Origin of the sequence: Ensifer sp. MJa1 (assembly GCF_037026475.1) — a bacterium.
In the GTDB taxonomy this organism is placed as follows: domain Bacteria; phylum Pseudomonadota; class Alphaproteobacteria; order Rhizobiales; family Rhizobiaceae; genus Ensifer.
This window is the reverse complement of the sequence record NZ_JAKUMO010000017.1, coordinates 130,299-157,012: the sequence shown is the minus strand read 5'-3', so window position 1 is coordinate 157,012 and position 26,714 is coordinate 130,299. Positions and strand designations below refer to the sequence as shown.

Below are 26,714 nucleotides of genomic sequence, written 5' to 3'. Positions count from 1 at the left end.
GGCTGTCCCTCAATCATCACCGGCATCTCAGTGATCCGTTCTCTCAGCGGACGCGGTCTCTTTCATGCCACCTCCTTGGATCAAACTGTGGTCAACCGCGCGCTGTTGATGTAAGGAGGTATCCGGAACCTTGTTCCATTTATACGGAACAAGGTTCCGTTTATCAACAGAGAAAACGTATGCGCAGTAATCGAGAATCCGGCCCCCATGCGCAGGGCGATGCATCGCCCGAGAAAAGGCAGGTACGCGCCGATGCGCGCCGCAATCTGGACGAGCTGCTGAAGGCGGCGATGAGGATATTTGCTGCTTCCGGCGTGGACGCACCGGTGCGCGAGATCGCGAAAGAGGCTGGCGTCGGTGTCGGTACGCTCTATCGCCACTTCCCGCAACGCTCGGATCTGGTCAAGGCCGTCTTCAAGCGCGAGATCGACGCCTGTGCCGATGCCGCCGCCGTTCTGGCGGCGAGGAACGAACCTTTCGCGGCGCTGGCTGGCTGGATGAACCGCTACGTCGAATTCATCGCGGCCAAGCGCGGGCTTGCGGCCGCACTTCACTCCGGCGATCCCGCCTACGAGGGACTTCCAGTCTATTTCGAGGCACGGCTTCGACCGGCGCTGCAAGGACTGCTTGACGCGGCAATCGCGGTGCAGGAGGTGCGCGACGACGTCAAGCCGAACGACCTGCTTCGCGCCGTCGCAAGCCTCTGTGTCCCCACCTATGACGCCGGGCCGGACTACACGGATCGCATGCTGAAACTGCTGCTAGATGGGCTACGCTATGGCGCAGCCGCAAGAACAAGCCGTCCGTGAAGGCGCCAGCCGCAAGCGTCCTTGGCTGGCAACCCATCGCAGACGGTCCCTACTTGACATCCCGCGCCTGACCTGACGCCCGCAGATCCTGGAGCGTCTTGCCGAGGCAGCTTCCGGCCTGTTCGGCGCCAACGGCCTTCGCCACTCCGGTCAGAGTGATCGTACCGGCAAAATCGGTGTTGGCCAGATAAGTTGCCGTACCGTCTGCCGTTACCCTGGAGAGATAAAAGACGTGCTGCGTGCCCTTGTACTCGCAGGTAACGACAAGAGGAAACTGATCGAGAATACCGTCCTGTGCCAAAGCGTTGGAACTCAAGGCCTGTGCAGCGACTGCAACCGCGAGTACCGCTGAAGATCTGGTCAAAGTCCTGGACGTCATGTGCGTCATCCTCCAACCCGGCAACTGGCTGCCTGTCGTTCAATGGTGCAGCCAAGTGTCGGCTTTGACAAGATCCGTATGCACTGTCCGGCCGACGCAATTCGACCGCTGGTTGGCGATCGAACTCGCACAAGACAAGCCTCGCGCACCAGCGCTGCCGAGGCATCGCCGGCACTTGAGCGCCTCAATACCCGAACGTCATGCCCGGTGGCTGAAACGGGCGACCTGTGCATCCTTCATCAGGTTACGGAAGTTCTGTCCGCTCATATGCACCAGCGTCCTGTGATCGCCGCCTTCGAAGTAGACGTCGTTCACCTCGCCCAGGCTTTCGTCGAGCAGCACCGGCACATCATAGGCTGAGCCGACGGGCGGCACCGCGCCGATGTCGCAATCGGCAAAGAGGGTGCAGACCTCCTCTTCCGAGGCGAGGCCGAGACGGCGGTCCATGACGTCCTGCAAGGTGGAAAGCTCGACACGATGGGTACTTGGAACCACGGCGAGCACGTAGCCCATTTCGTGGTGCACGACCACGGATTTGGCAAGCCTGCTGCCGGGCACATGCGCTGCCCTTGCCGTCTGGCTCGTGGTGGCTGTGCGATGATGGGCGACGGTGTCGTAGGCGACACCCGCACCATCGATATAGTCCTGAAGTTTTCTGGCGATTGTCATCGTCGACACCCCTTCTTCCGTGGTGGCGCGGAAAGATCATTCTCCTCCCATCCCCGGTGAAGTCAATGTGGGATGCCTTGCGGCCGATCCGGCGCACCACCATCGGCACCAACCGCCAGCGGACCCGCCAAACGTAAAACACCCACGTAGGCCGTGGGTGCTCAACCTGCCCTTGATGGGCAAACTATCTGTGGGCGCGCGACCTACGCCCGGCGCTTCAGGAAGCCATCCGGCGCAACCGTGATCATCAGCTTCTGGTCGATGGAGTGGTCGATCTCGAATTCGGGATGCGTTTCCAGGTATTTCCATACGGCCGTTTTCGGATTGTCGCCCTTGCCCCATGGCCGATCGGGATAGGCTTCGGACGGCAAGTCCTCGACAACGGTATCGAAGACGACGCAGTAGCTGCCGGCGCTCGTCAGCGGAGCATAGGCCTCGAGCTCTGCGAGGACGTGATCATGCGTGTGGTTGCTGTCGAGGCAGACGAGGATGCGCGAGTAGGGCTTTGCGAAAGCCTTGACCTGGTCGATGACCTCCTGCGCAATGCTCGAACCCTGGATCATCTCGATCCGGGACGCCATCGGATGCGCTTCGATTGCCGCCCGGTTGTGCGCGCGGATATCGATATCGATGCCCAGGACCTTCCTGGAAGACTGGCGCGGATCGAACGACGTTCCCGTCTCGATCGCATCCTGCATATCGAGCAGCGCGAGCATGGAGGCGCTGAGGATGAGCGAGCCGCCATGAGCAATTCCCGTCTCGATCACCAGGTCGGGCCGCGTTGCCCAGATGATCTCCTGCATCGCCACCATGTCTTGCGGGTACTGGATGATCGGCCGGCCCATCCAGTGGAAGTTGTAGGAGTATTTGGGACCGATGGATTGGCGAAGAAAATCTGCCGCGCTTTCATTGAGCTCGCGGTTCTCGGCGATTGCCGCGATCCGGCCGGCCATCTCGTTCTGGAATTCAGTCATGGTCGACCTCTACATAAGCAAATGCGTTATCTGACATGGTTCTAATTTCATCGATGTAGTTGCGGTTCATCACGTAGATGTTGGATCCCTTCGGCAGCGTCGGCAGCGCCTCGCTCGGAGAAAGGACCTTGAGCCCGGTCAGGGGCAGGTACTTTCCCTGCTTTGCCGGATTGATGTCGATGACCGCCTTGACCGGCAGGCCCGCCCGCATGCGAAGCAGCGAGAAGATGACGCCCTTCGACGCGCCGCCCCAGATGACTGCCGGCTCAACTTCTGAGCCACCGATCGCGTCGAGCTTGCGCGTGAAATCCGCGGGCAACTGGGCCCGATCATTTTCCTCCAGCATCGGCTGCCGCAGCGAGTCGAGTTCCGCAACCACGAAAAGATACTGCCCGCCGAAGATCCGCCCGCTGGACACGACCTTGCCGAACATCCGACGGAAATCGGACAGCCGGAAGTAATTGACGTGTTCGTAGAAGATGTCGAACCAGGCGCGATTGTTGCAGATCCAGTCGAAGCAGGGCACTTCGATGTAGATCTTTCCTCCCCCGCCATTGGCCTGTTTCAGCTGTTCCAGAAACGAAACCGGGTTCGGGATGTGTTCAAGGACGTGCCTGAGGATCAGACCCTTGGCCTCGATACCGCTTCCAGGCTGGAAATACTCGCGGCGAACCCGCGGATTGCTGCCTTCATAGGCCGGGTCGAAACCGGTGATATCGACGCCCCGCTCCAACAGCAGCTCCAGGAAGAGCCCCTTGCCGCAGCCGACTTCCACCAGTTCCTCATCGCCCATCGTGTCGTGAATGATGGCCGCAACATCATCGAGATGCTTGCGAAACAGCGGACTGACGCCCTGCTCGTTCTGATAGTTGGTATCGTAGATCATCAACTCCGGTCGAAAGGCGTCGTTGCGAACGAGCCCGGATTTGAGATCCTCGACGAGCCGCATATCGCCCCGCGGCGAAGCAATGGCTTCTTCCGCCGTGTCGTACATTCTGTTTTGAAAAATCGGCAACCCTTGCTGCTCGTACAACAACCGCACCGCATCTGTCGAAGTCATGCCTGCTTCCTTAGCCATATGCCTCACCTGACCCCCACCAGATATGGGGGATCGACCAGGTTTTCGGGCCTCCCACCAAAATTCAGGAGATCTCTTCTACCATACTCATCAGCAATTCTTGTCGCAAACTCGCGGATGGTGACCGGCACGCCGGAGCAGATATTGACCGCCCCCTGGTGATCGCCGGCCGCGGTATCGACAATCATCTTTGCCGCCTCGCGCACATCGAGAAAATCGCGAACCTGGTTCCCCTGCGTCAGATCCGCCTGACGCCCGGCGGCGAGCGCGCTTCTGAGATAGGGAACAAAACGCCGCTCATCCTCCCCTTCCCCGTAGAGATAGAACAGCCGGCACCACGCGAATTCGACCTTGTTCTGCGGCAGCCACTGCGACAGCGCCATGTATGCTGCGGCCTTCGCACCGGCATAGGGTGTCGCTGGCTTCAAGGGCGTATCGGTCGAAAGGAGACCCGCGGCGAGGTCATACTCGAAGCACGTGCCGATGCCGACAAACCGGCAAACGCCGCTTGCAGCCGCACATTTCGCCATCCTGAGCGTTCCACTGAGGCAATCCAGATTTTCCGGAGCCACAAGGTATTTCCCCGCTTCGACATACCAGGCGAGATGAATGACCGTATCGATGCCCTTGAGCGCGTCCAGCCACCATTCGTCGGGTTCCGCGAAGAGGGATCTGCTCGGCACGATACGATCGAGGCCTGGAAGCCCGCTCACCAGCGGCTCCTTCCCTTCCCGCACGACGGCGGTGACGCCCAGACCGCGTTCCGCCAGCTGGTGCAAGACGTGCCGACCAACGAAACCGGTAGCGCCAGTCACAAGGACCTTACTTGCCAATGCTTCTCATCCCTTCCCGCCTACGCCTGCCGTCCCGCGCGTTCTAAGCCGCGTGCTCGCTGTTTCGCAAACGGTTTCTATCGGCTTTGGACGGACAAGTAAGAGAAGTAGCTTGTTCGGGGCTTTCGGGCCGCCCCCATTTCATCCGGGATGCATCGTCGCTATGAACACATGCGCTCTCATCACGAAATCAGACAAAGGACGCTCGGACACATGACGCGGTTCAATCGTATTGCCACCCCGCTGGCCGGGCTGACCCTCATCGAACGAAAGCAGATGGGTGACGAACGCGGATTCTTTTCGCGCTTCTTTTGCCGCGAGGAACTTGCCGAGTTTGGAGAAAACGGCGCAATCGCCCAGATCAATCACACCAAGACCCAAATGAAGGGCGCCATACGGGGAATGCATTTCCAACGGCCCCCGCATGACGAAACAAAATTCGTTTCATGCCTTGCCGGCGCCGTCTTCGACGTCGCTGTTGATATGCGACAGGATTCTCCGACCTATCTTCAGTGGTACGGCGAAATTTTAAGCGCCGACAATGCCCGATCCCTGATGATCCCCGGCGGCTTCGCGCACGGCTTCCAGACCCTGACCGAAAACTGCGAACTGATCTATCTGCATGACAAACCCTACGCGCCGCAGGCCGAGGGCGGGCTCAACCCGCTGGACCCACGCCTTGCCATTTCCTGGCCGCTGGCGGTCACCCAGATGTCGGATCGCGATCGCGCCTTTCCCCTGCTTTAGCGCCTCTGTTCGCCTAGAAAATCCAGAAAAGTTTGTAGCGCGTTTTCCGGCGCGCATCGTTCCAGCACATGCGGAAGAACTTTAGCTTCGTCACCAAGCCTGCGGTCGGAAGGGTATGAACCAGCTTGTAGCATCCAAACGTATATCTCAGCCGCTGCTGAAGCCGATCGCGGAACGCCTTCGCTCCATATTTTTGCTCGGATCCTGAGCCTTCCACGAAATCATAGGTCGGGCCGGGTACGTAGACGACGAGGTCGCGAACGATAAATTCCGCCAGCACATAGGAAGCGGAGCACCAGGGATTGTTGAGCTCGACCCACCGTCTGACGATGACGTCGCGCGCGCCCGAACGAAAGACACCATAGATCCACTCCGCCGGGAAAGTCAGGTTTCTCGGAACCTTCCCCTGCTCATAAGACCTTCGGAAATCAAGGACTGACGATACGGGATGCTTCATCTTCGGCGCGCCCTTGCCGATGATCTTGGTCGAGCCGGCCGCAACCATCTTGCCTTCGTCCTGGCGCAAGGCGCCCACGAGCGCACCAAGGAAATCCGGCGACGAGAAATCGTCGCAAGCGCGCAGACAAAAGAACTTGCCGCTAGCCGCACCCAATTCAAACGCCTTGGTGAAGTTGTCCTGTGCGCTGAGATGAGCCGGATTCTGGACGACCGAGAAGCGGCTATCCTTGTCACAGAACTCCTGCGCGATCGACAGCGTGTCGTCGGTTGAACAGTTTTCCAGAATGATTGCCTGAAATGCGGCGAAGTCCTGGTTCGCGATACATTCCAAGCTCTTCAAAAGGGTCTTCGCGCCGTTATACACGGGAAAGACCACCACCAGCTCTGCCTGCTCCATCGTCATCGGCCGTCAGCACCATATTTTTGTTCTAGGCCGTTGGTGACTAGACCTGCCGCGCCCAAAACGCAATGTGCGAGCACCTGCCGACCAAGCCAGAGGGATCAATCTGGCGGCATCGGGCAATTGATTTAGGCGGTCAAATCGTGCATTGAACGCCGGCGTTTCCGCTCGCCCGTCGCGCCAGAAGTCTGCTGTTCGCGCGCGGGCCGATCACCTGCGTTGCGAGGTGTCGCGGCCCATCCCCGCGCAAGGTGGCGTGGGTATCTCAAGCGGAGAAATGCGTGGTGCGCACCGCACGCGCGGCTATGAGGCAGTTGCATGAAAGTCGTCATTCTTGCCGGTGGTTACGGCACACGGATTTCCGAAGAAAGCCATCTCCGGCCCAAGCCGATGATCGAGATCGGCGGCCGGCCGATCCTTTGGCACATCATGAAGATCTACAGCCACTACGGCTTCAATGATTTCGTGATCTGCCTCGGCTATCGCGGCTACATGATCAAGGAATATTTTTCGAACTACGTCCTGCACCAGTCTGACGTCACCTATGACATGGCGACGGGAGAAACCCTGTTTCATTCGAACAAGGCGGAACCCTGGCGCGTGACGCTGGTGGACACCGGAACCGATTCCATGACCGGAGGGCGGCTGAAGCGCGTCGCCGACCATCTCGGCGATACGTTCTGCCTGACCTATGGCGACGGTGTTGCCAATGTCGACATCAAGGCCCTGACCGAATTTCACCGCAGCCACGGCCGCGATGCCACCGTCACCAGCGTCGTCCCGCCGGGACGTTACGGCGCGCTCGCCATCAGCGATCACAAGGTTCAGAGCTTCATCGAAAAGCCGGCCGGCGACAACGGCCGCATCAACGGCGGCTTCTTCGTTCTCAATCGCTCGGTGCTCGACCGCATCGAAGGCGACCATGTCGCCTTCGAATCCGGTCCGCTCGAAGGCCTCGCCCGGGATGGCCAGCTGATGGCCTTTGCGCATGACGGCTTCTGGCGGCCGATGGATACGTTGCGCGACAAGACCCAGCTCGAAGAGCTCTGGCAGGGCGGCTCGGCACCGTGGAAAGTCTGGGCATGAGCCGCCTGGCAAACCCTGCCTTCTGGGCCGGAAAGCGCGTCTTGCTGACCGGTCACACCGGTTTCAAGGGCAGCTGGGCACGGCTGTGGCTGACGCATATGGGGGCTGAGGTCACGGGGTATGCTCTGCCGCCGCTTGCCGAGCCCTCCCTTCACACCTTGCTGGCAGCGGCGGAGACCACCTCCGAGCATCTGGAAGACATCCGCAACGGCGACGCGCTCGCGGCGGTGATGCGCGACAGCGATCCCGAAATCATCCTGCACATGGCGGCCCAGCCGCTGGTTCGCGAAAGCTACCGCACGCCGGTCGAAACCTTCGACGTCAACGTGATGGGAACCGTGCGGCTGCTCGAGGCGGCCCGCTCGGCACCCTCCCTGAAGACGATCGTCGTTGTCACCACCGACAAGGTCTATAGCAACGACGAAAGCGGCCGGCATTTCCCCGAGGATGCCGCGCTCGGCGGTCATGATCCCTATTCTGGTTCCAAGGCTGCCTGCGAACTGGTCGTCCAGACCTGGCGCGATTCCTTCCTGCGCGATCGCGGCATCAAGGTTGCGACCGCCCGTGGCGGCAACGTGCTCGGCGGCGGCGACTTCTCTGTCGACCGACTGGTTCCCGATATCGTGCGTGCGGCGCTCTCCGGCGAGACACTCGACATCCGCAGCCCGATGGCAACGCGGCCCTGGCAGCACGTGCTCGACTGCCTCAACGGTTACTTCGTCTTTGCCGAAGCACTTCACCGTGGCGAGACCGATCGTGCTGCCTTGAATTTCGGCCCTTCCCCCACCGAGCGGCAGATACCGGTGCGGGACGTCGCCGCCGCGATCCAGACGGCCATGGGCCTGCCCGCAGAGTGGCGCGACACTTCTGCCGAGGACCAGCCGCGCGAGATGCAGACGCTCGGCCTCGATCCGGCGCTTGCCGAAAGAACATTGTCCTGGACCGCCCGCCTGACACAGGAGCAGGCGATCGACTGGACCGCACGCTGGTATGACGGCTGGCGCCGCGGCACAGCCGCGCGCGACCTGTCGTTCGGCCAAATCGATGCATTCATGAGAGGCTAAAGACTTCGATGCCCCACAATTGCCGTTTCTGCTCGACGCCGCTCAACACCGTCGTCGCCGATCTCGGATCGACCCCCTGGTCCAATTCGTTCCTCGAACCGACCGAGGAAGCCATCGCGCGCGAACGCGCCTTCCCGCTGAAGGCAATGGTCTGTTCGGAATGCCTGCTGGTGCAGACGACCGAGACGGTGCCCGCCGACGAGATCTTCACCGACGGCTATGCCTACCTCTCGTCCTTCTCGACCAGCTGGCTCGACCACGTCCGCCGCTACGCCGACGCGATGACCGAGCGCTTCGGTCTCGGCAGCACTTCACAGGTCGTCGAAGTCGCTTCGAATGACGGCTACCTGCTGCAGTATTTTGTCGCCAAGGACGTGCCTGTGCTCGGCATCGAGCCTGCCGCCAACGCGGCGCGCATTGCCGAAGGGCGCAACGTTCCAACCGAGGTCGCCTTCTTCGGCAAGGAAACCGCAACCGAACTGGTCGCGCGCGGCATCCGCGCCGATCTGACCGCCGCCAACAATGTGCTGGCACATGTGCCGGATATTGCCGACTTCGTCGGCGGTTTTGCGATCCTGTTGAAGCCGGAGGGTGTCTCGACCTTCGAATTCCCGCACCTGCTGCGACTGATCGAAGGCATGCAGTTCGACACGATCTACCACGAGCACTATTCGTACCTGTCGCTCGCTGCCGTGGAACGTATCTTCAAGAGCTGTGGCCTGAAGGTATTCGACGTCGAGGAGCTGCCGACACATGGCGGCTCGCTGCGTGTGTTTGCGCAACTGGAGAGCGGTACGCGCGCGGCGACCGAAAGGCTGGCTGCCGTCCGCGCCAGCGAAACGGCCGCGGGTCTCACGCGCATGGAAACCTATGAAGCTTTCGACAAGCGCATCGCCGGCGTCTGCCAAGGTTTCAGGGCATTTCTCGATCGCGCCAAGGCCGAAGGCAAGACCGTCGCCGCTTACGGCGCCGCCGCCAAGGGCAACACCTTCCTCAATGTCTGCGGCGTCAAGCCCGGCGAGATCGCCTTCGCGGTCGACCGCAACGATCTGAAGCAGGGCAAGCTCCTGCCCGGCACCCACATCCCGGTGCACGCTCCCAGCCACATCAAGGCTGCGAAGCCCGATTATCTCGTGATCCTGCCGTGGAACATCACCGACGAGATCGTCGCGGACAACGCCTATATCCGCGAATGGGGCGGACGCTTCGTCGTCGCCATCCCGGAAATTCGGATGATCTGACCCCTACTGGCGGGGAACATCGACTCCCCGCCACCATCATCCTCTAGGCTGTCAGGCAGCGGCGCCCTTGCGCTGGAAGCCCTTGCTCGCCACCATCAGGCTGCGCGTATAGTCCTCGCCGATGCGGCCAGCGACAAGATCCGCCGAAGACAGCCGCTCGACAACCCGTCCACCCTGCATCACCGCCAGCCGGTCACACATATGCGTGACGACGCCGAGGTCGTGGCTGACCATGATGAAGGTGAGCTTGCGGTCACGCCGGACCTGCTCGAGCAGGTTCAGTACTTCGGCCTGCACCGAAGCGTCGAGCGCCGAGGTCGGCTCGTCGAGCAGCAGGATCGAAGGCTCGAGGATCAGCGCCCGGGCAATGGCGATGCGCTGGCGCTGGCCGCCCGAAAGCTGATGCGGGTAGCGGAAGCGGAAACCGGAACCGAGGCCGACCTCGTCGAGTGCCCTGAGGATACGGCGTTCGCCGTCGGCGACACCGTGGATCGCCAGCGGCTCGAGCAATTGCCGGTCGATCGTCTGGCGCGGGTGCAGGGAGCCGTAGGGGTCCTGGAAGACCATCTGCACCGCGCGATAGAAGGCCTTGTCACGCTTGGCTCCCTTGAGCACACGGTCATGGACGCGGATGCTGCCTGACGTCACCGGCGCCAGGCCGGCAATCGCCCGAAGCAGCGTCGACTTGCCCGATCCGGATTCGCCAACGAGGCCGAAGGATTCACCCGGCGCGATCTCGACGCTGACATCGTTCAGCGCCTTGAACTCGTCATAGGTGACGGTGAGGTTTGAGACGGAAACGGCTGATGTCATTGCGCCCACTCCGGCTTGCGGTCGAGAACAGGCAGCGGATGGCGATCGGAGCCGATCGCCGGCATGCAGTTCAGCAAACCTTGGGTATAGGGATGCTTGGCATTGGCAAGCTCCGAGGCTGCCAGTTCCTCGACGATCCTGCCCGCATACATGACGATCACCCGGTCGCAGAAGGACGAGACCAGCCTGAGATCATGCGACACGAAGATCAGGCCCATGCCGCGCTCGGCCACCAGCTTGTCGAGGATGCCAAGCACTTCGAGCTGCACCGTGACGTCAAGCGCCGAGGTCGGCTCGTCGGCGATCAGAAGCTCCGGCCCGGCAACGAGCATCATGGCGATCATCGCGCGCTGGCCCATGCCGCCCGAAACTTCGTGCGGATAGAGATCAAAGACACGCTTCGGATCGCGGATCTGCACCGCCGAGAGCATCTCAAGCGCCCTCTCCCGCGCTTCGCCTCGGCCGACATTCTCATGCTGCCTGAGCGTCTCGACGATCTGCCGGCCGATGCTCATCACCGGGTTCAGCGAGTACTTCGGATCCTGCAGGATCATGGCAATACGTTTGCCCCGGAGGTCCCGGCGAACTTTCGGCGGGGCCGCAAGCAGGTCGATGCCGTCGAAGGACAGTTGCTTTGCCGTCACCTGCGCGTGGGCAGGCGTCAACCCCATGATCGCCCGGCCCGTCTGCGACTTGCCGGAGCCGCTTTCGCCGACGATGCCGAGGCGCTCGCGGCCGAGCGTGAAGGAGACACCGCGCACGGCCTCTACGAGGCCGGTGCGCGTGGGGAACGAGACCTTGAGGTCTTCGACTGTCAGAAGCGCGCTCATTGGCCGCTCTCCCTCGGGTCAAGCGCGTCGCGCAGACCGTCACCGAGCAGGTTGAAGCCGAGGCTGACGATCAGGATCGCGATCCCAGGCATGGTCGCCACCCACCATTGATCAAGGATGAAGCGGCGGCCCGACGCGATCATCGCACCCCATTCCGGCAACGGCGGCTGGGCGCCAAGGCCGAGGAAGCCGAGGCCCGCGGCGGTCAGGATGATGCCGGCCATATCGAGCGTCACGCGCACGATCAGCGACGACATGCACATCGGCATGACGTGGCGGAAGACGATGCGGGTCGGCGACGCGCCCATCAGCTGGACCGCAGCGATATAGTCGGAGTTGCGCACCGTCAGCGTTTCGGCGCGGGCAATGCGCGCATAGGGCGGCCAGGAGGTGATCGCGATGGCGATGACCGCATTCTCGATGCCCGGGCCGAGGGCTGCGACGAAGGCGAGCGCCAGAACCAGTTTCGGGAAGGCGAGGAAGATGTCGGTGATGCGCATCAGCACCGCATCGACCCAGCCGCCGGCATAGCCGGCGACAGCGCCGACGATGAGCCCGATCGGCGCGGCAATGATGGCGACGAGCAGGACGACGGCAAGCGTCAGCCGCGAACCATGGATCAGCCGCGAGAGGATATCGCGGCCGAGATCATCCGTGCCGAGCAGATAGCCGGGGGTCCCTGGCGGCAACAGCCGCGCATTGGCGAGATCGCCGATATAGGGCGAATGCGGCGCCAGAAGATCGGCGAAAGCGGCGACGAAGACCAGCGCCAACAGGATGATGAGGCCGAGAACGGCGAGCTTGTTGGCGGCAAAGCGCTGCCAGGTCATGTAGGCGCGACCGAGGCGGGCCTGCGTGCGCGACTGCGGACGATCGGACAAAAGCCATTCGCGCCGCGTCATCGGACGTGTCTGGGTAACGGTACTCATCGCTGGCGCGTCCTCGGGTCGAGCGTCCGATAGAGAAGGTCGGACAAGAGATTGATGCCGATGAAGACCGAGCCGATGACGATGGTGCCACCAAGCACGGCATTCATGTCGGCATTCTGCAGCGAGTTGGTGATGTAGAGGCCAAGGCCAGGCCAGGCAAAAACGGTTTCCGTCAGCACCGAACCCTCAAGCAGGCCGGCATAGGAAAGCGCAATCACCGTCACGAGCGGGACGGCAGCGTTTCTGAGCGCATGTCCCCAGATAATCCGCGTCTCCGACAGTCCCTTGGCACGTGCCGCGACGATGTATTCCTGCTGCAGTTCGTTAAGCATGAAGCTGCGCGTCATGCGGCTGATATAAGCAAGCGAGAAATAGCCGAGCAGCGAGGCCGGCAGGATGATGTGGCGGAACACATCCCAGAGCACATCCCACTGCCGTTGCCAGAGCGCGTCGAACAGGTAGAAGCCGGTGATCGGCGTGAAGGTGTATTCGAAGACGATGTCGATACGGCCGGGATAGGCGACCCACTTCAGCCGCGCGTAGAAGACCAGCAGCGACAGGAGCGCCAGCCAGAAGATCGGCACCGAATAGCCCACAAGCCCGATGACGCGCACGATCTGGTCGGCGATGCTGCCGCGCTTGACGGCGGCAAGCACCCCGAGCGGCACGCCGAAGACGGCGCCGATCAGCGTGCCGAGCGTCGCAAGCTCCATCGTCGCCGGGAAGACGCGGCGGATGTCGGTCATGACCGGATTGGTCGTCAGCACGGATACGCCGAAATCACCCGTCAGCGCCTGGCGGACATAGATGAAGAACTGTTGGTAAAGGGGCAGGTTCAGCCCCATCGCCTCGCGCGTCCTGTCGACGACATGCTGCGGCGCCCGGTCGCCGAGGACGGCCAGAACCGGATCGATCGGGATCACCCGGCCGATGAAGAAGGTGACGGCCAGAAGGCCGAGATAGGTCGTCAGCACGACCACGAGAAAACGCAGCACTGCCGCCACGATCTTGCCGGGACGGGCGCGTTTGCGCCCGTCCACGGTCCCTGTTCCGCTCATGCTCAAGGGAACGATCCTTTCGGTTTATTCCTTCGAGACGGCTTATTCTTTGGTAATGCCGGCGACGAAGTTGGTGTCGAAGCTCGGACCGAGCTTCAGGCCCTTGACGTTGCCGCGGTAGCCGGCGACTTCGGTCTGCTGGAAGATGATGACGAACGGGCTTTCGCCAAGCACCGTCTTCTGCAGCTCCTTGTATGTCTCGGCGCGCTTGGCGCTGTCGCGCTCGAGCAGGGCTTCCTTGGTCTTCTTCGTCAGCTCCGGAACGTCCCAGGCATTGCGCCAGGCAAGCGTCTTGTTCTTGCCTTCGTCGGAATTGTCAGGGTTGCTGGTGAAGGTTTCGGCGTTGGAGTTCGGATCGAAGTAGTCCATGCCCCACTGGCCGATATACATGTCGTGGTTACGGGCACGATACTTCGTCAGCGTCTGCTTGCCATCGCCCGGAATGATTTCGAGCTTCACGCCGGCCTGGCCGAGCGTCTGCTGGAAGGATTCGGCAATGCCGGTGACCGGCTGGCCGTTGCGCACGTCCATGGTGACGGTGAAGCCGTCGGCAAGGCCGGCCTTGGCGAGCAGTTCCTTCGCCTTGGCGACGTCGAGCTTGTAGGGGTTCTCGTCGAGAGCGCCGAGCACGCCCTTCGGCAGGAAGCTCTGGTGGATCTCGCCGATGCCCTTGATGATCGTCGAGCCGAGCGCGTCGTAGTCGACCAGATACTTGAAGGCTTCGCGCACTTCAGGCTTTGCGAGGTTCGCGTTCTTCTGGTTGAGGCTGATGTAGTAGACCGTGCCCTTGGGCGCGCTGGTGGCGGCGAGATCCGCGTTCTTCGTGACGGCGTCGAGATCGCCGGGCTCGAGGTTGCGGGCAACGTCGATATCGCCGGCTTCAAGCGCCAGGCGCTGGCCCGAGCTTTCCTTCATGTGGCGATAGATGACGCGGGCAAGCTTTGCCTGTTCGCCATAGTAGTTGTCGTTGCGCTCAAGCACGATGACTTCGTTGGCGCGCCATTCGCGCAGCTTGAACGGGCCGGAGCCGGCATAGCCGGTCTTCAGCCATTCGTTGCCGAAGTCGTTGTCGTACTTGTAGTCGTCGGTCGGCGTGACCGGCTTGACGTTGTCGAGCACCAGCTGCTTGTCGAGCACGGCGGCAACTGTCGCGGTCAGGCAGTTGAGCACGAAGCTCGGCGCATAGGGTTGGTCGACCGTAAACACCAGGGTGTTTTCGTCGGTGGCCTTCACTTTTTCGGCAACATTGTCACCGGTCAGACCGAATTGGGTGAGGATGAAGGCAGGGCTCTTGTCGAGCTTGACGGCACGCTCGAACGACCAGGCGACGTCTTCTGCGCGGATCGGATTACCGGAAGCGAACTTGAGGCCGGACTTGAGCTTGAAGGTGTAGGTCAGGCCATCCTCCGAAACCGTCCAGCTGTCGGCGAGATCACCGACGACCTTGGAGGTGTCGTTGATGTCGAGGCGCACCAGCATGTTGTAGGTGTTGCCGGTGATTTCGGCAGCGGTCAGCTCGAAGGCTTCGCCCGGATCCATGGTGATGACGTCGTCGATCGCGAAAGCTTCGACCAGCGTGTCCTTCGGTGTCTCGGCAAAGGCCGGCGCCGATGCGGCCATGACCATGGCCAGCGCCGCCGATGCGGTCAGAAGACGAAGACGTCCGTTGAGCTTGTGCATCATTTTGCAGTTCCCTCGTTTATGCCCCTTAAGAGGCTCTTCTTCATGGTTCAGGCAGCCTCGTGCCAAGCCTGCCCCAGAACTCTCCACCAGTTCTCCCGGCATATCTTTGCCAGTTCGGCATCACCATATCCGGCGCTCCTCAGCGCCAGGATGAGCGCCTGATTGCCCGCCGCATCGGCGATCTCCGCGGGGATCGTGGCCCCGTCAAAATCCGATCCGAGCGCGACGCAGTCGATGCCCATGCGTTCGACCAGATAGTCGACATGGCGGACCATGTCGGAAAGCGGCGTCGCGGCATTCTCCTGGCCATCGGCGCGCAGCATCGTCGTGGCGTAGTTCAGCCCGACGAGCCCCTTGCTTTCCCTGACGGCGTCGAGCTGCCTGTCGGTCAGGTTGCGCGCAACCGGCGTCAGCGCATGCGCGTTCGAATGGCTGGCGACCAGCGGCTGGTTCGTGGTCTTGGCGACGTCCCAGAAACCTTGCTCGGTGATGTGGGCAAGATCGATCAGGATGCCGAGGCGATTGCAGGCGCGCACGAGCTCAAAACCGGCATCGGTCAATCCCGGCGCCGCGTCCGGCGACATCGGATAGGAGAACGGCACGCCGTGGCCGAAGACATTGTGACGGCTCCAGACGGGGCCCAGCGAACGCAAGCCGGCAGCATAGAAGGTTTCGAGCGCCGAAAGGTCCGCGCCGATCGCCTCGCAGCCTTCCATATGGAGAACGGAGGCAAAGACGCCTTTCTCGATTGCCCTGCGAATTTCGGCGGTCGACCGGCAGAGCTTCCAGGCGCCTGCCCGGTCGAGGCGGACGGCGATGTCGGCAAGCTCCATCGCAGTTGAGAGCGACGGCAGGTGCTCGAGCGGCGCGGAGAGCGGCGTCTGGTAGTGACCGTTTTCGCCTGGCGGCTGCAGGATCAGATCGCCAGAAGGCACGTAGATTGCCGAGAGGCCGCCGACGAGACCGCCCGCCTTGGCACGCGGCGCATCGATGTGACCCTGGTCGACGCCGTCGACGAATTCGCGCACCGGGTCGGCGCCCTTTCGGGCGTTCTGCCAGAGGCGCAGAAGCACGTCGTTGTGGCCATCGAATACCGCCTGCATTCCTGAATTTCCTTTGTCATTTCAGGGAGATCGGACGCGTCGCCTTTCGACGCGCCCGGAAGAAGTCGCGGCGATGCTAGTAAATGGCCAATGCCTTTTCAATGAATATCAGGGGGTTTTACCCAGGTCCGCCTGTAGCGAAATGTTGCATGATTGCCGCATCGCTATTGGCAAAAGCGGGCCAATCGCCGCCAGGACGCCAGCTGAGGGATGAAAATCTGGCGTTTCTAATGCATGGAGATAGCCCGGCCCGAATGATCGGGCTGTCGCGCCGCATGATGCGGCACTGGGGGGTTGGTTGCCGCGTCCGTTTTCCATTGCAGGCTCGAAGGGGCACTGGAGCCGCATCGCCGCGACGTTGCTATTCGCCGCCGCGCTCGCCGCCTGTGCCGGCCGCCCTGTAGGCGTGCTCGTGCCGTCTGGAACCACGAGCGGTGCTTCCGAGGTCGATCTGATGGTCGCGACCACACGCGCCCCGTCGGCCGAGCCAGGCGTGCTCTTCAGCGGCGAGCGCGCGGCCGAACTGTCGCTCACGGAAATCGTCGTTTCGATCCCGCCGGAAAAGAACCGCGAAGTCGGTCTGGTACAGTGGCCGAAGAAGCTTCCGGCCAACCCGGAGCGTGATTTCTCCACCGTCAGCGTAACGCCGTTGAAGCAGGGCAACGACGTTCAGAGCTGGCTCAAGGGTAACCTTCCCAAGACCCGGCGCGTGCTGATCTTCGTCCATGGTTTCAACAATCGTTACGAAGATGCGGTCTACCGCTATGCTCAGATCGTGCACGATAGCGGCACGGATGTTGCCCCGGTGATCTTCACCTGGCCCTCGCGCGCCAGCATCTTCGACTACAATTACGACAAGGAAAGCACCAACTATTCGCGCGACGCGCTGGAGGAACTGCTGCGGCGCGCATCGAGCAATCCTGAGGTCGGTGAAATCACCGTCATGGCCCATTCCATGGGCTCGTGGCTGACGGTGGAGGCTCTGCGCCAGATGGCGATCCGCGACGGACGCATCGCGCCCAAGATCACCGACGTCATCCTGGCCTCGCCCGATCTCGACGTCGATGTCTTCGGCCAGCAGCTCCGCGTCATGGGCGAAAAACGCCCGAAATTCACGCTGTTCGTGTCGCGCGACGACCGGGCGCTGACCTTGTCCAGGCGCATTTCCGGCAATGTCGACCGGCTCGGGCAGATCGATCCGACCGCCGAACCCTACCGCACGCAGCTGGAACAGGCCGGCATCAGCGTCATCGATCTGACGGCGCTGAAGGGTGGTGACAAGCTCAACCATGGCAAGTTTGCCGAAAGCCCCGAAGTCGTGCGCCTGCTCGGCAACCGGCTGATTGCCGGCCAGACCGTGACCGATTCCGATGTCGGGCTCGGCGAACGGCTCGGCGCCGTCACGCTGGGTGCCACGCAGACGGTCGGCAGTGCCGCGAGCCTGGCGGTATCGACGCCGATCATGATTTTCGATCCGAACACCCGCAAGAACTATGACGCGCAGGTGCGGCGTCTCGGCCAATCGATGGAAAACACGGTCGGCTCTGCGGTGACCCCTTGGATACCGCCGGAAAGCGGGGGGGCTGCCAAAAGCAACACCCCCGACCGCCATTCTCGTTAGAGCGCCGTGCGTTCATACGAACGCACAAAGGACGCACTACAGCGCCGCGCGTCTTATCAGACGCGCAAAGGTCGCTGTAGCACTTTGAATTGCTGCATGTTTTTGTCGTTAAACCGAATACGATTTAAGAAAACATGCAGTAGGACTTTGATTCTAGAGCATCTTTCCGTCCTAAAGTGAGTCCACCTGAAGGCAGGATGCGCTAGACCGGCAGTTCGCGCCGCTCGGCTTCCGACACCATTGCAAGGTCCAAGACCTTCTGCAGGTTCGCCGCATGGCGGAACCCCGGCTCTTCGGTCTTGCCCTTGCGGACGGCTGCAACGAAGCGCTCATAGTTCGTCGGCACGGTGCCGGCGTCGACGTCACGCCAGGTCGCCGTTTCGACATCGGCACCGAGGCAGGCGCGCAGCGTCGAGCCATCGGGCGTGTGCACCACTTCAAGCGCGCCCTTGTCGCCGTGCAGACGGAGCCGCAGTTCGTTCAGATGCCCGGTTGCCCAGCGGCTGGCGTGGACGACGCCCATGGCGCCATTGCCGAACTCGGCGGTCATGACGAAGCTGTCATTGGCGTCGAGATCATACTCGCCGATGCGGTTGCCTGGCGCCTTGTCGAAGGTCTTCAGCCGCGCGAAAATCCGCGACGCATCGGTACCGGCACCATAGCCGGCGAAGTCGAGGATATGGATGCCGACATCGCCAAGCACGCCGTTCGAACCGTGTTTGGTCGAGAGCCGCCAGAGCCATTGCGATTCCGTCGCCCAATCGCCCCAGGCCTTGGAGACGAGCCAGCTCTGCAGATAGGACGCCTCGAGATGGCGCAGCTTGCCGACCTCACCGGTAAGCACCATCGCCCGTGCCTTTTGCAAGGGCGCGACGTTGCGGTAGGTGAGGTTGACCATGGTCACCAGACCGGAGCGCTCGGCGGCCTCAGCCATCTCCGCCGCCTTGGCGTAGTTCTCGGCAAGAGGTTTCTCGCACAGCACATGCTTGCCGGCGGCAAGCAACGCCAGCGTCGTCGGGTAATGCGCCTTGTCGGGCGTCACGTTCGTCGCCGCATCGAACTTGCCCCAGGCGATCGCCTCGTCGAGCGAGGTGAAGGTGTTGGCAATCCCGTGCTTGTCGGCAAAAGCCTGGGCACGCTTCGGATCCACATCGACGGCGCCGACCATTTCGACGCCTTCGATCTTGGCAAAGGCCTGGGCATGGCTGTTCGCCATGCCGCCGGTTCCAACTACAAGAAGACGCATGATGCTCACCTGTATCCTGCTTCGCCGGCCTGGTGCAGCCGCGGGCCACGTTCGACGATCGGCTCCAGCGCCTTTTCGACCGGCACATTCGGCGCATCATGGATCGCCGTGTAGCGGTTGTCGGCGTTGTAGGCCCACTTCACCGAATTGCGCAGCACCTTCTGCACGTTGGCATCGTGATAGGTCGGGTAGGTCTCATGCCCCGGGCGGAAGTAGAAGATGTTGCCGGCGCCGCGACGCCAGGTGAGACCCGAGCGGAACACTTCGCCGCCGGCAAACCACGAGATGAACACGGTTTCGAGCGGTTCCGGCACCGAGAACTGCTCGCCGTACATCTCCTCGTTCTCGAGCACGAAGTTCTCGTCGATCCCCTCGGCGATCGGATGGCGCGGGTTGATGGCCCAGACGCGTTCGCGCTCGCCGGCTTCACGCCACTTCAGGGCGCAGGGCGTGCCCATCAGGCGCTTGAAGATCTTGGAGAAATGGCCGGAATGCAGCACGATCAGGCCCATGCCCTCCCAGACCCGCTTGGCGACCCGCTCGACGATCTCGTCGCTCACGGCGCCGTGGTCCTTGTGGCCCCACCACAAAAGCACGTCGGTATTGGCCAGACGCTCGACGCTAAGCCCGTGCTCCGGCTCCTGCAGCGTCGCCGTCGTCGCCTCGATGTCGGCTTCGGTGTTCAGCGCCGCGGCGATCGTGTTGTGCATCCCGTTCGGGTAGATGCTGCGGACGAACTCGTTGGTCTGTTCGTGGATATTCTCGCCCCAAACAACTGTTCTGATAGGCACGGTCATTCTCCTTGGGTGTTTCGCCCTTTCGGGCATGTCGTCTTACAATGGATGGGGTCGCCCACGAATTGGCGACCCCGAAGCTCGAAACCGTTCGATCTGGGGATAGCCGTCAGGCTGCCCCTCTCATCGGGGCCCGGCCAAGCGCCAGCCCCGACGCATCGAAGCGGTGGATGTTGTCGCCGATCGGTGAGATCTGGACCGTCTCACCCGGCCGGTGAAGTGAAGTGCCGCCTTCGCGCACGATGACCGGTTCGCCGGCTCCGATATCGAGATAGATGTAGCTATCGGATCCCAGCATTTCGGAATGCACCACCGTTCCCGACCACCTGCCGTCGCTTAGCCTGATCTCCAGATGCTCGGCCCGGATGCCGATCGTGTGGGCATCATAGGGCGCGGCCAGCGCGCCGGTCAGGAAGTTCATCTTCGGCGAACCGATGAAACCAGCGACAAAGACCGAGTTCGGGCTCTCGTAGAGTTCGAGCGGCGTGCCGATCTGCTCAACCAGCCCATCCCGTAGCACGCAAATGCGATCAGCCAGTGTCATCGCCTCGACCTGGTCGTGGGTGACATAGATCATCGTTGTCTTGTGCATGCTGCGATGCAGTTTGGCGATCTCGATGCGGGTCGCGACGCGTAGCGCCGCGTCGAGATTGGAAAGCGGCTCATCGAAGAGAAAGACTTTGGGATCGCGCACGATTGCCCGGCCGATCGCCACGCGCTGGCGCTGGCCGCCCGAGAGTTGCTTGGGCAGACGCTTGAGATAGGGGGTGAGCTGTAGCATCTCGGCTGCTGCCTCGACCCTTTTCTTGCATTGCTCCTTGTCCTTGCCCGCCAGCTGCATGCCGAAGGACATGTTCTCGAACACCGTCATGTGCGGGTAGAGCGCATAGGACTGGAACACCATCGCAACGCCGCGCTTCGACGGCGTAAGCTGGTTGACCACCTGCCCGTCGAAGGAAAGCGTGCCCGACGTGATCTCCTCGAGCCCGGCAATCAGGCGCAGGAGCGTGGACTTGCCGCAGCCGGACGGCCCGACGAAGACCATGAACTCACCGGCCCGGATGTCCATGCTGACCCCCTTGATCACCTCGAAGGCGCCGAAGGATTTGCGCACGTTGCGCAATTGAAGTTCTGCCATTTTTTCCTCCCCTTATCCCTTGACGCCGCCGGCCGTGAGCCCGGAGATGATCCGTCGCTGAAAGATCAGTACGAGGACCACGAGCGGCACGGTGACGATGATCGATGCGGCCATGATGTTGCCCCACGGGACTTCGTATTCGCTGTTGCCGGAAAGCAGCGCGATCGCGACCGGCACGGTGCGCTGGCTGTCGGATGACGTGAAGGTCAGCGCGAACAGGAACTCGTTCCAGGCGGCAATGAAAGCGAGCAGCCCCGTCGTCACTAGCGCCGGCCACATCAGTGGCATGAACACCCTGACGATGATGACCCAGGGCGTGGCGCCATCGACGATCGCCGCTTCCTCGATTTCGACCGGCAGGTCACGCATGAAGGTGGTGAGCACCCAGACGGTGAAAGGCAGCGTGAAGATCATGTAGGAAAAGATCAGGGCAAGCGGCGTATTGAAGATACCGACCGCGCGGATCAGCTCGAACAGGCCCGCAAGCACGGCGATCTGCGGAAACATCGACACCGACAGGATCGTCAGAAGCAAGAGCCCGCGGCCGCGAAAACGCACCCGCGCCAGCGCGTAGGCCGCGGTGACCGCAAGCAGCAACGACACGCCGACGACGATGGTCGCGACCATCAGCGAGTTGGCAAGGTTGCGCAGGAAGCCACTGCTCGTGACGATCCCTGCGTAGTTGTCGAAGGAGATTTCGGTCGGCCAGTAATCGACCCGGAACAATGCCGTTCCGGATTTGAAGCTCGTCAGCACCGCGTAGTAGAACGGGAAGACGGCCATGACGATGATGGCAACGACAAGGGCGCAGAACGCCGTGCGCTTGGCAAGGGTGGCAACCATCAGCGCTCTCCCTCAAGATTAACCCGGCCGAACCACATATAGGCCACCGTGATCGCCGCAATGATCAGGAACAGCATCGTCGAGGCAGCGGCGCCATAGGCGAACTTGTCGAAGTCGAAGAGGTTCTCGCGCGCCAGCACCGACATGGTCTTGGTCTTCGCGTTGTTGGGCGTCAGCACGTAGATGAGATCGAAGATGCGCAGCGCATCGAGCATGCGGAAGATCACCGCGACCATCAGGGCCGGCCGGATCAAGGGCAGCGTCAGCCGCCAGAAGACCTTGAGCGGGTGAACCCCGTCGATCTTGGCCGCCTCGTAGATGTCTGAGGGCACCATCTGCAGCCCCGCAAGGATCAGCAGCGCCATGAACGGCGTCGTCTTCCAGACGTCGACGATCAGAACCGCGACCATCGCCGTCTCCGGATTGGCCGTCCAAGCGATCTTGTGGCTGATGAGCCCAAGGCCGAGCATGAGGTCGTTCAAGATGCCGAACTGGTCGTTGAGCATCCACGCCCACATCTTGGCAGAAACAATGGTCGGGATCGCCCAGGGGATCAGGATCGCCGCGCGCACCAGCCCACGGCCCGGGAAATGGGCGTTCAGCACAAGGGCCACGATCAGCCCGAGCACCGTCTCGATGGTGACGGAAACGGCCGAAAACTTCAGCGTGTTCCAGACGGCATTCCACCAGGCGGGATCGGCAAGCAGCCCATTAAAGACCGTGCGTCCGCTCTTCAGCGTGATCCAGGTAAGGTAATTCTTGAAGCCGACGAACTCGGCCCCTTCAAGGTTGGTCAGCGAGGCGTTGGTGAAACTGAAATAGACGGTGCGGACAAGCGGCCAGCCGGCCACGAGCGCGAGCACCAGAAGGGTCGGTGCAAGAAAGATCCAGGCGGAGCGGACGCGCTCGGCGTTGAGGTCGGAGCGGATCCTGCCGCCGCTCTCAAGTGCGGAGGGTGGCTCCGCGAGGGAAAGATCGGTCATGTCTATACTCACCCTTGCCATTCGGCGCACTGCCGAGCGGTTGATCGGAGAGGAATGGCGATGGCTCGGTGGAGCGAAGGGAGGCCCGAAGACACTCCCCTCGCCCCCGGGAGGATCACCAGCTGTCGCCCTTCATCTCAGTGAGTTCGATTTCGAGCAGTTCGAGGTTCTCAGCAGCCGTGCCGTTGCCGGAGAGCGAATTGTGAACCGCACCCCAGAACTTGGCTGAAACCTCGTTGTACTTGACCTTGGTGACGGCCGACGGCCGCGGCACGGCGCTTTCAAAGATCGGCTTCCAGGCCGGCATGAACGGCTGGGCCTTGGCGACCTCCGCGTCGTCATAGAGCGCGGCAACGGTCGGAAGGTTCGAGAGTTCGATTGCCCGGCGCTTCTGCACCTCGGCTGACGAGAGGAACTTGGCAAGCGCGATTGCCGCTTCCTGATCGTCGGAATATTTGGAGACGGCCACGTTCCAGCCGCCAAGCGTCGAGGACGGCTGGTCGCCATCGGTCGCGGTCGGCAGCGGGGCTACCGCAAACTTGCCCTTGACCGCACTGTCGTCGCCATTGCCGAGCGCATAGGCATAGGGCCAGTTGCGCATGAAGACGGAGTTGCCTGTCTGCCAGACGCCGCGTGATTCCTCTTCCTGATAGGCAAGCACACCCTGGGGCGAAATCGTGCCAACCCAACCCTTGATCCGGTCGATGGCAGCGGCCGCCTTCTCGTTGTTGATCGAGATCGTGCCATCGGGCTCGACGATCTGGCCGCCGCCCGATGACTTGATCCATTCGAGCGCGTTGCAGGTCAGCCCTTCATAGGCGTTGCCCTGGAAGACATAGCCCCAGAGATCGGCTTGGCCGGCGGCGCGTTCCTTTTCCTGGATTTCCTTGGCGATTTCAGCCAGTTCGTCCCAGGTCTTCGGCGGCACCTTGCCGTATTTTTCGAGCAGGTCCTTGCGGTAGTAGAGCGCCGGCGCGTCGGTGAAGGCCGGCAATGCCACGAGGCGGCCGTTGACCGTCTGCGAGGCGATGATCGAGGGGAAGTGCTGCCCGACGACATCCTTTGCCGCCTCCGACAGATCGACGAACTGGTCGGCCAACTGCGGCGCCCAGACGACGTCGGTCTGGTAGACGTCGACGTCCTTGTTTCCGGCGGCAAGCCACAGCCGGTACTGGCTGAACTGCTCGCTGCTCGACGGCGGCATGGTGACTAGGCTCACCTTGTGCCCCGTCTCCTTCTCGAAGATCGCAAGCTGCTCGCGGATGAAATTGACGTTCTTGCCGGTCGTGTTGGCTGCCAGCGAAATCTCGGCAGCGGCAGCCGCATCAGCGGCAACGATCGCAGCGCAAAAGCTTAAGGCATTCAGCATGGTTTTCATGGTTCGTCTCCTCCTGCTCTCCCCTCAACCGTTCGCTTGCTCCTCCGCAAATTCGAAAACGGTTTGGTTACGTCAAAGGTTGGCAGAAGACGGAAAAGCTGTCAATCCATTCGTCTTGAAAGCAGGAATGGCTGTGTAAATGAGAAAATATCCTATATATTTCAATAGGCACCTACGGTCTGGAGTTCCGTGAGCGCCCAACCTAAGAACCCGTAAAATCAAAGGGGCTGCTCAAAAATTTAAAACGGTTTGGGACATTTGCGTGAAAGGGCGTCACCCCGGATCCGCTCGACAAACCGATTGTTACGGGAACGGAAGGTGTATATTTCTGGGACCGGGCCAGGGTTGAGGATACGCAGACAGAATGAAGCTGAGGGAGTTCGCGCAACAACTGGGCCTTTCGCCGACGACCGTCAGCCGCGCGCTGAGCGGCTACCCCGAAGTCAGCGAAAAGACACGCAAGCGGGTGGCCGAAGAGGCAGCACGCCTCGGCTATCGTCCGAACATCAATGCCGTCAGGCTCGTCACTGGCCGCGCCGGCGCCATCGGCGTCGTCATGGGCCGATCGGGCGAATTTCATTTTTCCGAATTCATGGGGGGCCTCGCCGAACGGCTCGGCGCCGAGGACATCGACATCCTCGTCAGCCCGATGGATGACAAGAACCCGACGGGCGAAATCCAGCTCTACAGTCGGCTCGCTGTCAGCGGTCGCGTCGATGCCGTGATCGTGCATTCGCCCGAACCCAACGACGAACGCATCGCCCTCCTCCACAAGCTCGGCATGCCCTTCCTCGTGCACGGCCGCTCCGACATCGACGTGCCGCATGCCTGGCTCGACATCGACAACGAGGGCGCGATCCGCCGCGCGACCTCGCATTTGATCGACCTTGGCCATCGTCGCATCGCCATGATCAACGGCCGGCAGGGCCGAACCTTCTCGCTCCACCGCGACAAGGGCTATCGCGACGCGCTGGAGGCGCGCGGCATCCCCTTCGATCCGCGCCTGGTTGCCCACGGCAACTTCACCGACGAGCTCGGCTTTCGCTTCGCTCGCTCCTTCCTCGAACAGACCCCGCGCCCGACCGCCTTTGTCGCCGGCTCGATGATGACGGCGCTCGGCATCTACAGGGCCGCCCGGTCGATGGGTCTTGAGATCGGCCGCGAGGTTTCCGTCATCGCCCATGACGACGTGTTCCCCTACCTGACGGCGGAAAACATGGTGCCGTCGCTCTCGGCGACACGCTCCTCGATGCGCGCCGCCGGCGCGCGCTCGGCCGATCTGGTGCTGCAGCTTCTGTCAGGCAGGCCGACCGAGGAGGTGCACGAGCTCTGGCCGGTGGAACTGATCCTGCGTGAATCGACGGCACCGCCGCCGCAGAACGGCTGAGGCCGGATGCGATCGCGTCAGTGGAAGGTCGACTTGGAGAAGAGGTTGAGAACCACCACGCCGGCGATGATCAGCCCCAGCCCCAGGATCGCCGCGAGATCGAGCTTCTGCCCGAAGGCGAAGTAGCCGACCAGCGAGATCAGCACGATGCCGAGGCCGCTCCAGACTGCATAGGCGATCCCGACCGGGATGAAGCGCAGCGTGTAGGACAGGAAGAAGAAGGCGATCGCGTAGCAGACCACCATCAGCACCGTCGGCCCCAGCCGGGTAAAATGCTGCGCCGCCTGCATCGCCGAGGTGCCGAGCACCTCGAAGACGATCGCTGCGACCAGCACGGTGTAGAGCATGGCGGGGTTCATGGGTGGTCTCCATTCCGATCGAAAGCGCTTTTCCAGGATGAACGGGCCTTAGCTCTGGAATTGCGTTGTTTCAAAGTGTTAGGTCATCTCGATGTTTCGATGAAGCAAAGAGATCTACTGCGCCGACAGCGCCTTGAGATTGGCGACAAGACCGGCGCGCGCTACGGCATCGAGGTCGTGGCTCTGCATCAGGTCGGCCAGCCACACGCCGTCACAGGCAAAGCGCGCGAGCACGCAGCCCGTAGCGCCGTCCGTCTCCGTAAACTCCGCTGATCGACGCGCAACCCAGTCGCGCCAGCGGCCTTTCAGATGCGGCTCGGCGATCAGCGCGATCGTCAGCATGCGCCAACCCGGCACGTCGGTCGCGGGGTCGAGCGCGAAGCAGACGTCGATATAGGCGCGGGTAAAGCGCCCCTTCGCCACCGGATCGCGCGCCATCGCCGCCTCGATCTCGCGGTCGAAACGGCTCACCAGATCGTCGAACAGCCCGTCGAGAAGCGCGAGCTTGTTCGGAAAGTGGTGCAGCAACCCGCCCTTGCTCACGCCCGCGGCCTGCGACACGGCATCAAGCGTAACGCCCGAGATCCCCTGCTCGTGCGAAAGGCGCGCGGCAACCTCCAGCAATTGCTGGCGCACATGTTCCGGCTGTTTCTTGCGGCGATGAGCTTCTGTCATGCCCAGTATAAAGATACCGTCTGGACGGTTTGTCAAGACCTACCGCACAAAGCGCGATGAAACGCCGCAAACCAGCACGTGCAAAAACCATTGTTCGGCCGCGCCCCGCGCGCTAGGACCGCAGGAACGAAGGAC

General features: G+C 62.0%; 27 protein-coding genes. 7 read left to right on the top strand and 20 right to left on the bottom strand.

Annotation, left to right across the window (positions count from 1 at the left end; translation table 11 throughout):
* Positions 1-179: 179 nt before the first annotated feature.
* Positions 180-809, top strand: a complete 630-nt coding sequence (locus MKZ91_RS21900; RefSeq protein WP_336173138.1) for a TetR/AcrR family transcriptional regulator — start codon at positions 180-182, stop codon at positions 807-809.
* A gap of 49 nt (positions 810-858) precedes the next feature.
* Here MKZ91_RS21900 and MKZ91_RS21895 read toward each other — a convergent pair whose 3' ends face one another.
* The 5 genes from MKZ91_RS21895 to MKZ91_RS21875 form a co-directional block, all read right to left on the bottom strand.
* On the bottom strand, positions 859-1,197 hold the full coding sequence (locus MKZ91_RS21895; protein WP_336173137.1) for a hypothetical protein: 339 nt from the start codon (positions 1,195-1,197) through the stop codon (positions 859-861).
* Positions 1,198-1,386: 189 nt separating this feature from the next.
* Complete coding sequence (locus MKZ91_RS21890) at positions 1,387-1,857, bottom strand: aminoacyl-tRNA deacylase (protein ID WP_336173147.1); 471 nt, start codon at positions 1,855-1,857, stop codon at positions 1,387-1,389.
* Positions 1,858-2,060: 203 nt separating this feature from the next.
* Complete coding sequence (locus tag MKZ91_RS21885) at positions 2,061-2,831, bottom strand: cephalosporin hydroxylase family protein (protein WP_336173136.1); 771 nt, start codon at positions 2,829-2,831, stop codon at positions 2,061-2,063.
* Entirely contained in the window at positions 2,824-3,891 is a 1,068-nt protein-coding gene (locus tag MKZ91_RS21880; RefSeq protein ID WP_336173135.1) for a class I SAM-dependent methyltransferase, read from the bottom strand. The genes MKZ91_RS21885 and MKZ91_RS21880 overlap by 8 nt, the downstream gene beginning before the upstream one ends.
* A gap of 23 nt (positions 3,892-3,914) precedes the next feature.
* The gene (locus MKZ91_RS21875) at positions 3,915-4,724 is read right to left on the bottom strand and encodes an NAD-dependent epimerase/dehydratase family protein (protein WP_336173146.1); all 810 of its coding nucleotides are present in this window, start codon (positions 4,722-4,724) and stop codon (positions 3,915-3,917) included.
* 231 nt (positions 4,725-4,955) lie between these two features.
* On the opposite strand from MKZ91_RS21875, the gene rfbC reads away from it, so the two are divergent.
* A complete protein-coding gene (gene rfbC, locus MKZ91_RS21870) occupies positions 4,956-5,489 on the top strand; it encodes a dTDP-4-dehydrorhamnose 3,5-epimerase (RefSeq protein ID WP_336173134.1) in 534 nt (177 codons plus the stop codon).
* A gap of 13 nt (positions 5,490-5,502) precedes the next feature.
* Here rfbC and MKZ91_RS21865 read toward each other — a convergent pair whose 3' ends face one another.
* Positions 5,503-6,345: a glycosyltransferase family 2 protein gene (locus tag MKZ91_RS21865; protein ID WP_336173145.1), complete on the bottom strand. Its 843-nt coding sequence runs from the start codon at positions 6,343-6,345 to the stop codon at positions 5,503-5,505.
* A gap of 321 nt (positions 6,346-6,666) precedes the next feature.
* Between MKZ91_RS21865 and rfbF the strand changes: the two genes are divergently transcribed.
* The 3 genes from rfbF to MKZ91_RS21850 are packed head-to-tail and all read left to right on the top strand — an operon-like array spanning position 6,667 to position 9,739.
* Positions 6,667-7,434: a glucose-1-phosphate cytidylyltransferase gene (rfbF, locus tag MKZ91_RS21860; RefSeq protein WP_336173133.1), complete on the top strand. Its 768-nt coding sequence runs from the start codon at positions 6,667-6,669 to the stop codon at positions 7,432-7,434.
* Positions 7,431-8,498 (top strand): CDP-glucose 4,6-dehydratase, encoded by a 1,068-nt coding sequence (rfbG, locus tag MKZ91_RS21855; RefSeq protein ID WP_336173132.1) that lies wholly within the window; start codon positions 7,431-7,433, stop codon positions 8,496-8,498. Before rfbF ends, rfbG begins: the two co-directional genes overlap by 4 nt.
* 8 nt (positions 8,499-8,506) lie before the next feature.
* Positions 8,507-9,739: a class I SAM-dependent methyltransferase gene (locus MKZ91_RS21850; RefSeq protein WP_336173131.1), complete on the top strand. Its 1,233-nt coding sequence runs from the start codon at positions 8,507-8,509 to the stop codon at positions 9,737-9,739.
* Between the two features lie 51 nt (positions 9,740-9,790).
* Here the strand turns inward: MKZ91_RS21850 and MKZ91_RS21845 are convergent, their stop codons facing one another.
* Genes MKZ91_RS21845 through MKZ91_RS21820 form a run of 6 tightly spaced genes read right to left on the bottom strand, consistent with a single transcriptional unit; the run spans position 9,791 to position 16,155 of the window.
* Positions 9,791-10,552 carry an ABC transporter ATP-binding protein gene (locus tag MKZ91_RS21845; protein ID WP_336173130.1) on the bottom strand — a complete coding sequence of 254 codons (762 nt, stop codon included), beginning with the start codon at positions 10,550-10,552 and terminating at the stop codon, positions 9,791-9,793.
* Positions 10,549-11,382, bottom strand: a complete 834-nt coding sequence (locus tag MKZ91_RS21840; protein WP_336173129.1) for an ABC transporter ATP-binding protein — start codon at positions 11,380-11,382, stop codon at positions 10,549-10,551. Before MKZ91_RS21840 ends, MKZ91_RS21845 begins: the two co-directional genes overlap by 4 nt.
* Positions 11,379-12,311 carry a nickel transporter permease gene (nikC, locus tag MKZ91_RS21835; protein ID WP_336173128.1) on the bottom strand — a complete coding sequence of 311 codons (933 nt, stop codon included), beginning with the start codon at positions 12,309-12,311 and terminating at the stop codon, positions 11,379-11,381. Before nikC ends, MKZ91_RS21840 begins: the two co-directional genes overlap by 4 nt.
* Positions 12,308-13,369, bottom strand: coding sequence for an ABC transporter permease (locus tag MKZ91_RS21830; protein WP_336173127.1), 1,062 nt, complete (start codon positions 13,367-13,369; stop codon positions 12,308-12,310). Before MKZ91_RS21830 ends, nikC begins: the two co-directional genes overlap by 4 nt.
* A gap of 42 nt (positions 13,370-13,411) precedes the next feature.
* Positions 13,412-15,052: an ABC transporter substrate-binding protein gene (locus MKZ91_RS21825; protein WP_336173126.1), complete on the bottom strand. Its 1,641-nt coding sequence runs from the start codon at positions 15,050-15,052 to the stop codon at positions 13,412-13,414.
* Between the two features lie 47 nt (positions 15,053-15,099).
* Positions 15,100-16,155: a dipeptidase gene (locus MKZ91_RS21820; RefSeq protein ID WP_336173125.1), complete on the bottom strand. Its 1,056-nt coding sequence runs from the start codon at positions 16,153-16,155 to the stop codon at positions 15,100-15,102.
* Between the two features lie 316 nt (positions 16,156-16,471).
* Between MKZ91_RS21820 and MKZ91_RS21815 the strand changes: the two genes are divergently transcribed.
* A complete protein-coding gene (locus tag MKZ91_RS21815) occupies positions 16,472-17,776 on the top strand; it encodes an alpha/beta hydrolase (RefSeq protein WP_336173144.1) in 1,305 nt (434 codons plus the stop codon).
* A 202-nt stretch (positions 17,777-17,978) separates the two neighbouring features.
* On the opposite strand, the gene MKZ91_RS21810 is transcribed toward MKZ91_RS21815, so the two are convergent.
* The 6 genes from MKZ91_RS21810 to MKZ91_RS21785 form a co-directional block, all read right to left on the bottom strand.
* The gene (locus tag MKZ91_RS21810) at positions 17,979-19,022 is read right to left on the bottom strand and encodes a Gfo/Idh/MocA family protein (protein WP_336173124.1); all 1,044 of its coding nucleotides are present in this window, start codon (positions 19,020-19,022) and stop codon (positions 17,979-17,981) included.
* A gap of 5 nt (positions 19,023-19,027) precedes the next feature.
* Positions 19,028-19,819, bottom strand: coding sequence for a ThuA domain-containing protein (locus MKZ91_RS21805; RefSeq protein WP_442892326.1), 792 nt, complete (start codon positions 19,817-19,819; stop codon positions 19,028-19,030).
* A gap of 106 nt (positions 19,820-19,925) precedes the next feature.
* Positions 19,926-20,954 carry an ABC transporter ATP-binding protein gene (locus MKZ91_RS21800; protein ID WP_336173122.1) on the bottom strand — a complete coding sequence of 343 codons (1,029 nt, stop codon included), beginning with the start codon at positions 20,952-20,954 and terminating at the stop codon, positions 19,926-19,928.
* A 12-nt stretch (positions 20,955-20,966) separates the two neighbouring features.
* On the bottom strand, positions 20,967-21,797 hold the full coding sequence (locus MKZ91_RS21795) for a carbohydrate ABC transporter permease (RefSeq protein ID WP_336173121.1): 831 nt from the start codon (positions 21,795-21,797) through the stop codon (positions 20,967-20,969).
* Positions 21,797-22,780: a carbohydrate ABC transporter permease gene (locus MKZ91_RS21790; protein ID WP_336173120.1), complete on the bottom strand. Its 984-nt coding sequence runs from the start codon at positions 22,778-22,780 to the stop codon at positions 21,797-21,799. The genes MKZ91_RS21795 and MKZ91_RS21790 overlap by 1 nt, the downstream gene beginning before the upstream one ends.
* A 115-nt stretch (positions 22,781-22,895) precedes the next feature.
* The gene (locus MKZ91_RS21785; protein ID WP_442892325.1) at positions 22,896-24,158 is read right to left on the bottom strand and encodes an ABC transporter substrate-binding protein; all 1,263 of its coding nucleotides are present in this window, start codon (positions 24,156-24,158) and stop codon (positions 22,896-22,898) included.
* 364 nt (positions 24,159-24,522) lie between these two features.
* On the opposite strand from MKZ91_RS21785, the gene MKZ91_RS21780 reads away from it, so the two are divergent.
* Positions 24,523-25,545 (top strand): substrate-binding domain-containing protein, encoded by a 1,023-nt coding sequence (locus MKZ91_RS21780; protein ID WP_336173119.1) that lies wholly within the window; start codon positions 24,523-24,525, stop codon positions 25,543-25,545.
* Between the two features lie 17 nt (positions 25,546-25,562).
* Here MKZ91_RS21780 and MKZ91_RS21775 read toward each other — a convergent pair whose 3' ends face one another.
* Together MKZ91_RS21775 and MKZ91_RS21770 are read right to left on the bottom strand one after the other, a co-directional pair.
* On the bottom strand, positions 25,563-25,904 hold the full coding sequence (locus MKZ91_RS21775; protein ID WP_077960058.1) for a DMT family transporter: 342 nt from the start codon (positions 25,902-25,904) through the stop codon (positions 25,563-25,565).
* Between the two features lie 114 nt (positions 25,905-26,018).
* Positions 26,019-26,579: a TetR/AcrR family transcriptional regulator gene (locus tag MKZ91_RS21770; protein ID WP_336173118.1), complete on the bottom strand. Its 561-nt coding sequence runs from the start codon at positions 26,577-26,579 to the stop codon at positions 26,019-26,021.
* Between the last annotated feature and the right edge of the window lie 135 nt (positions 26,580-26,714).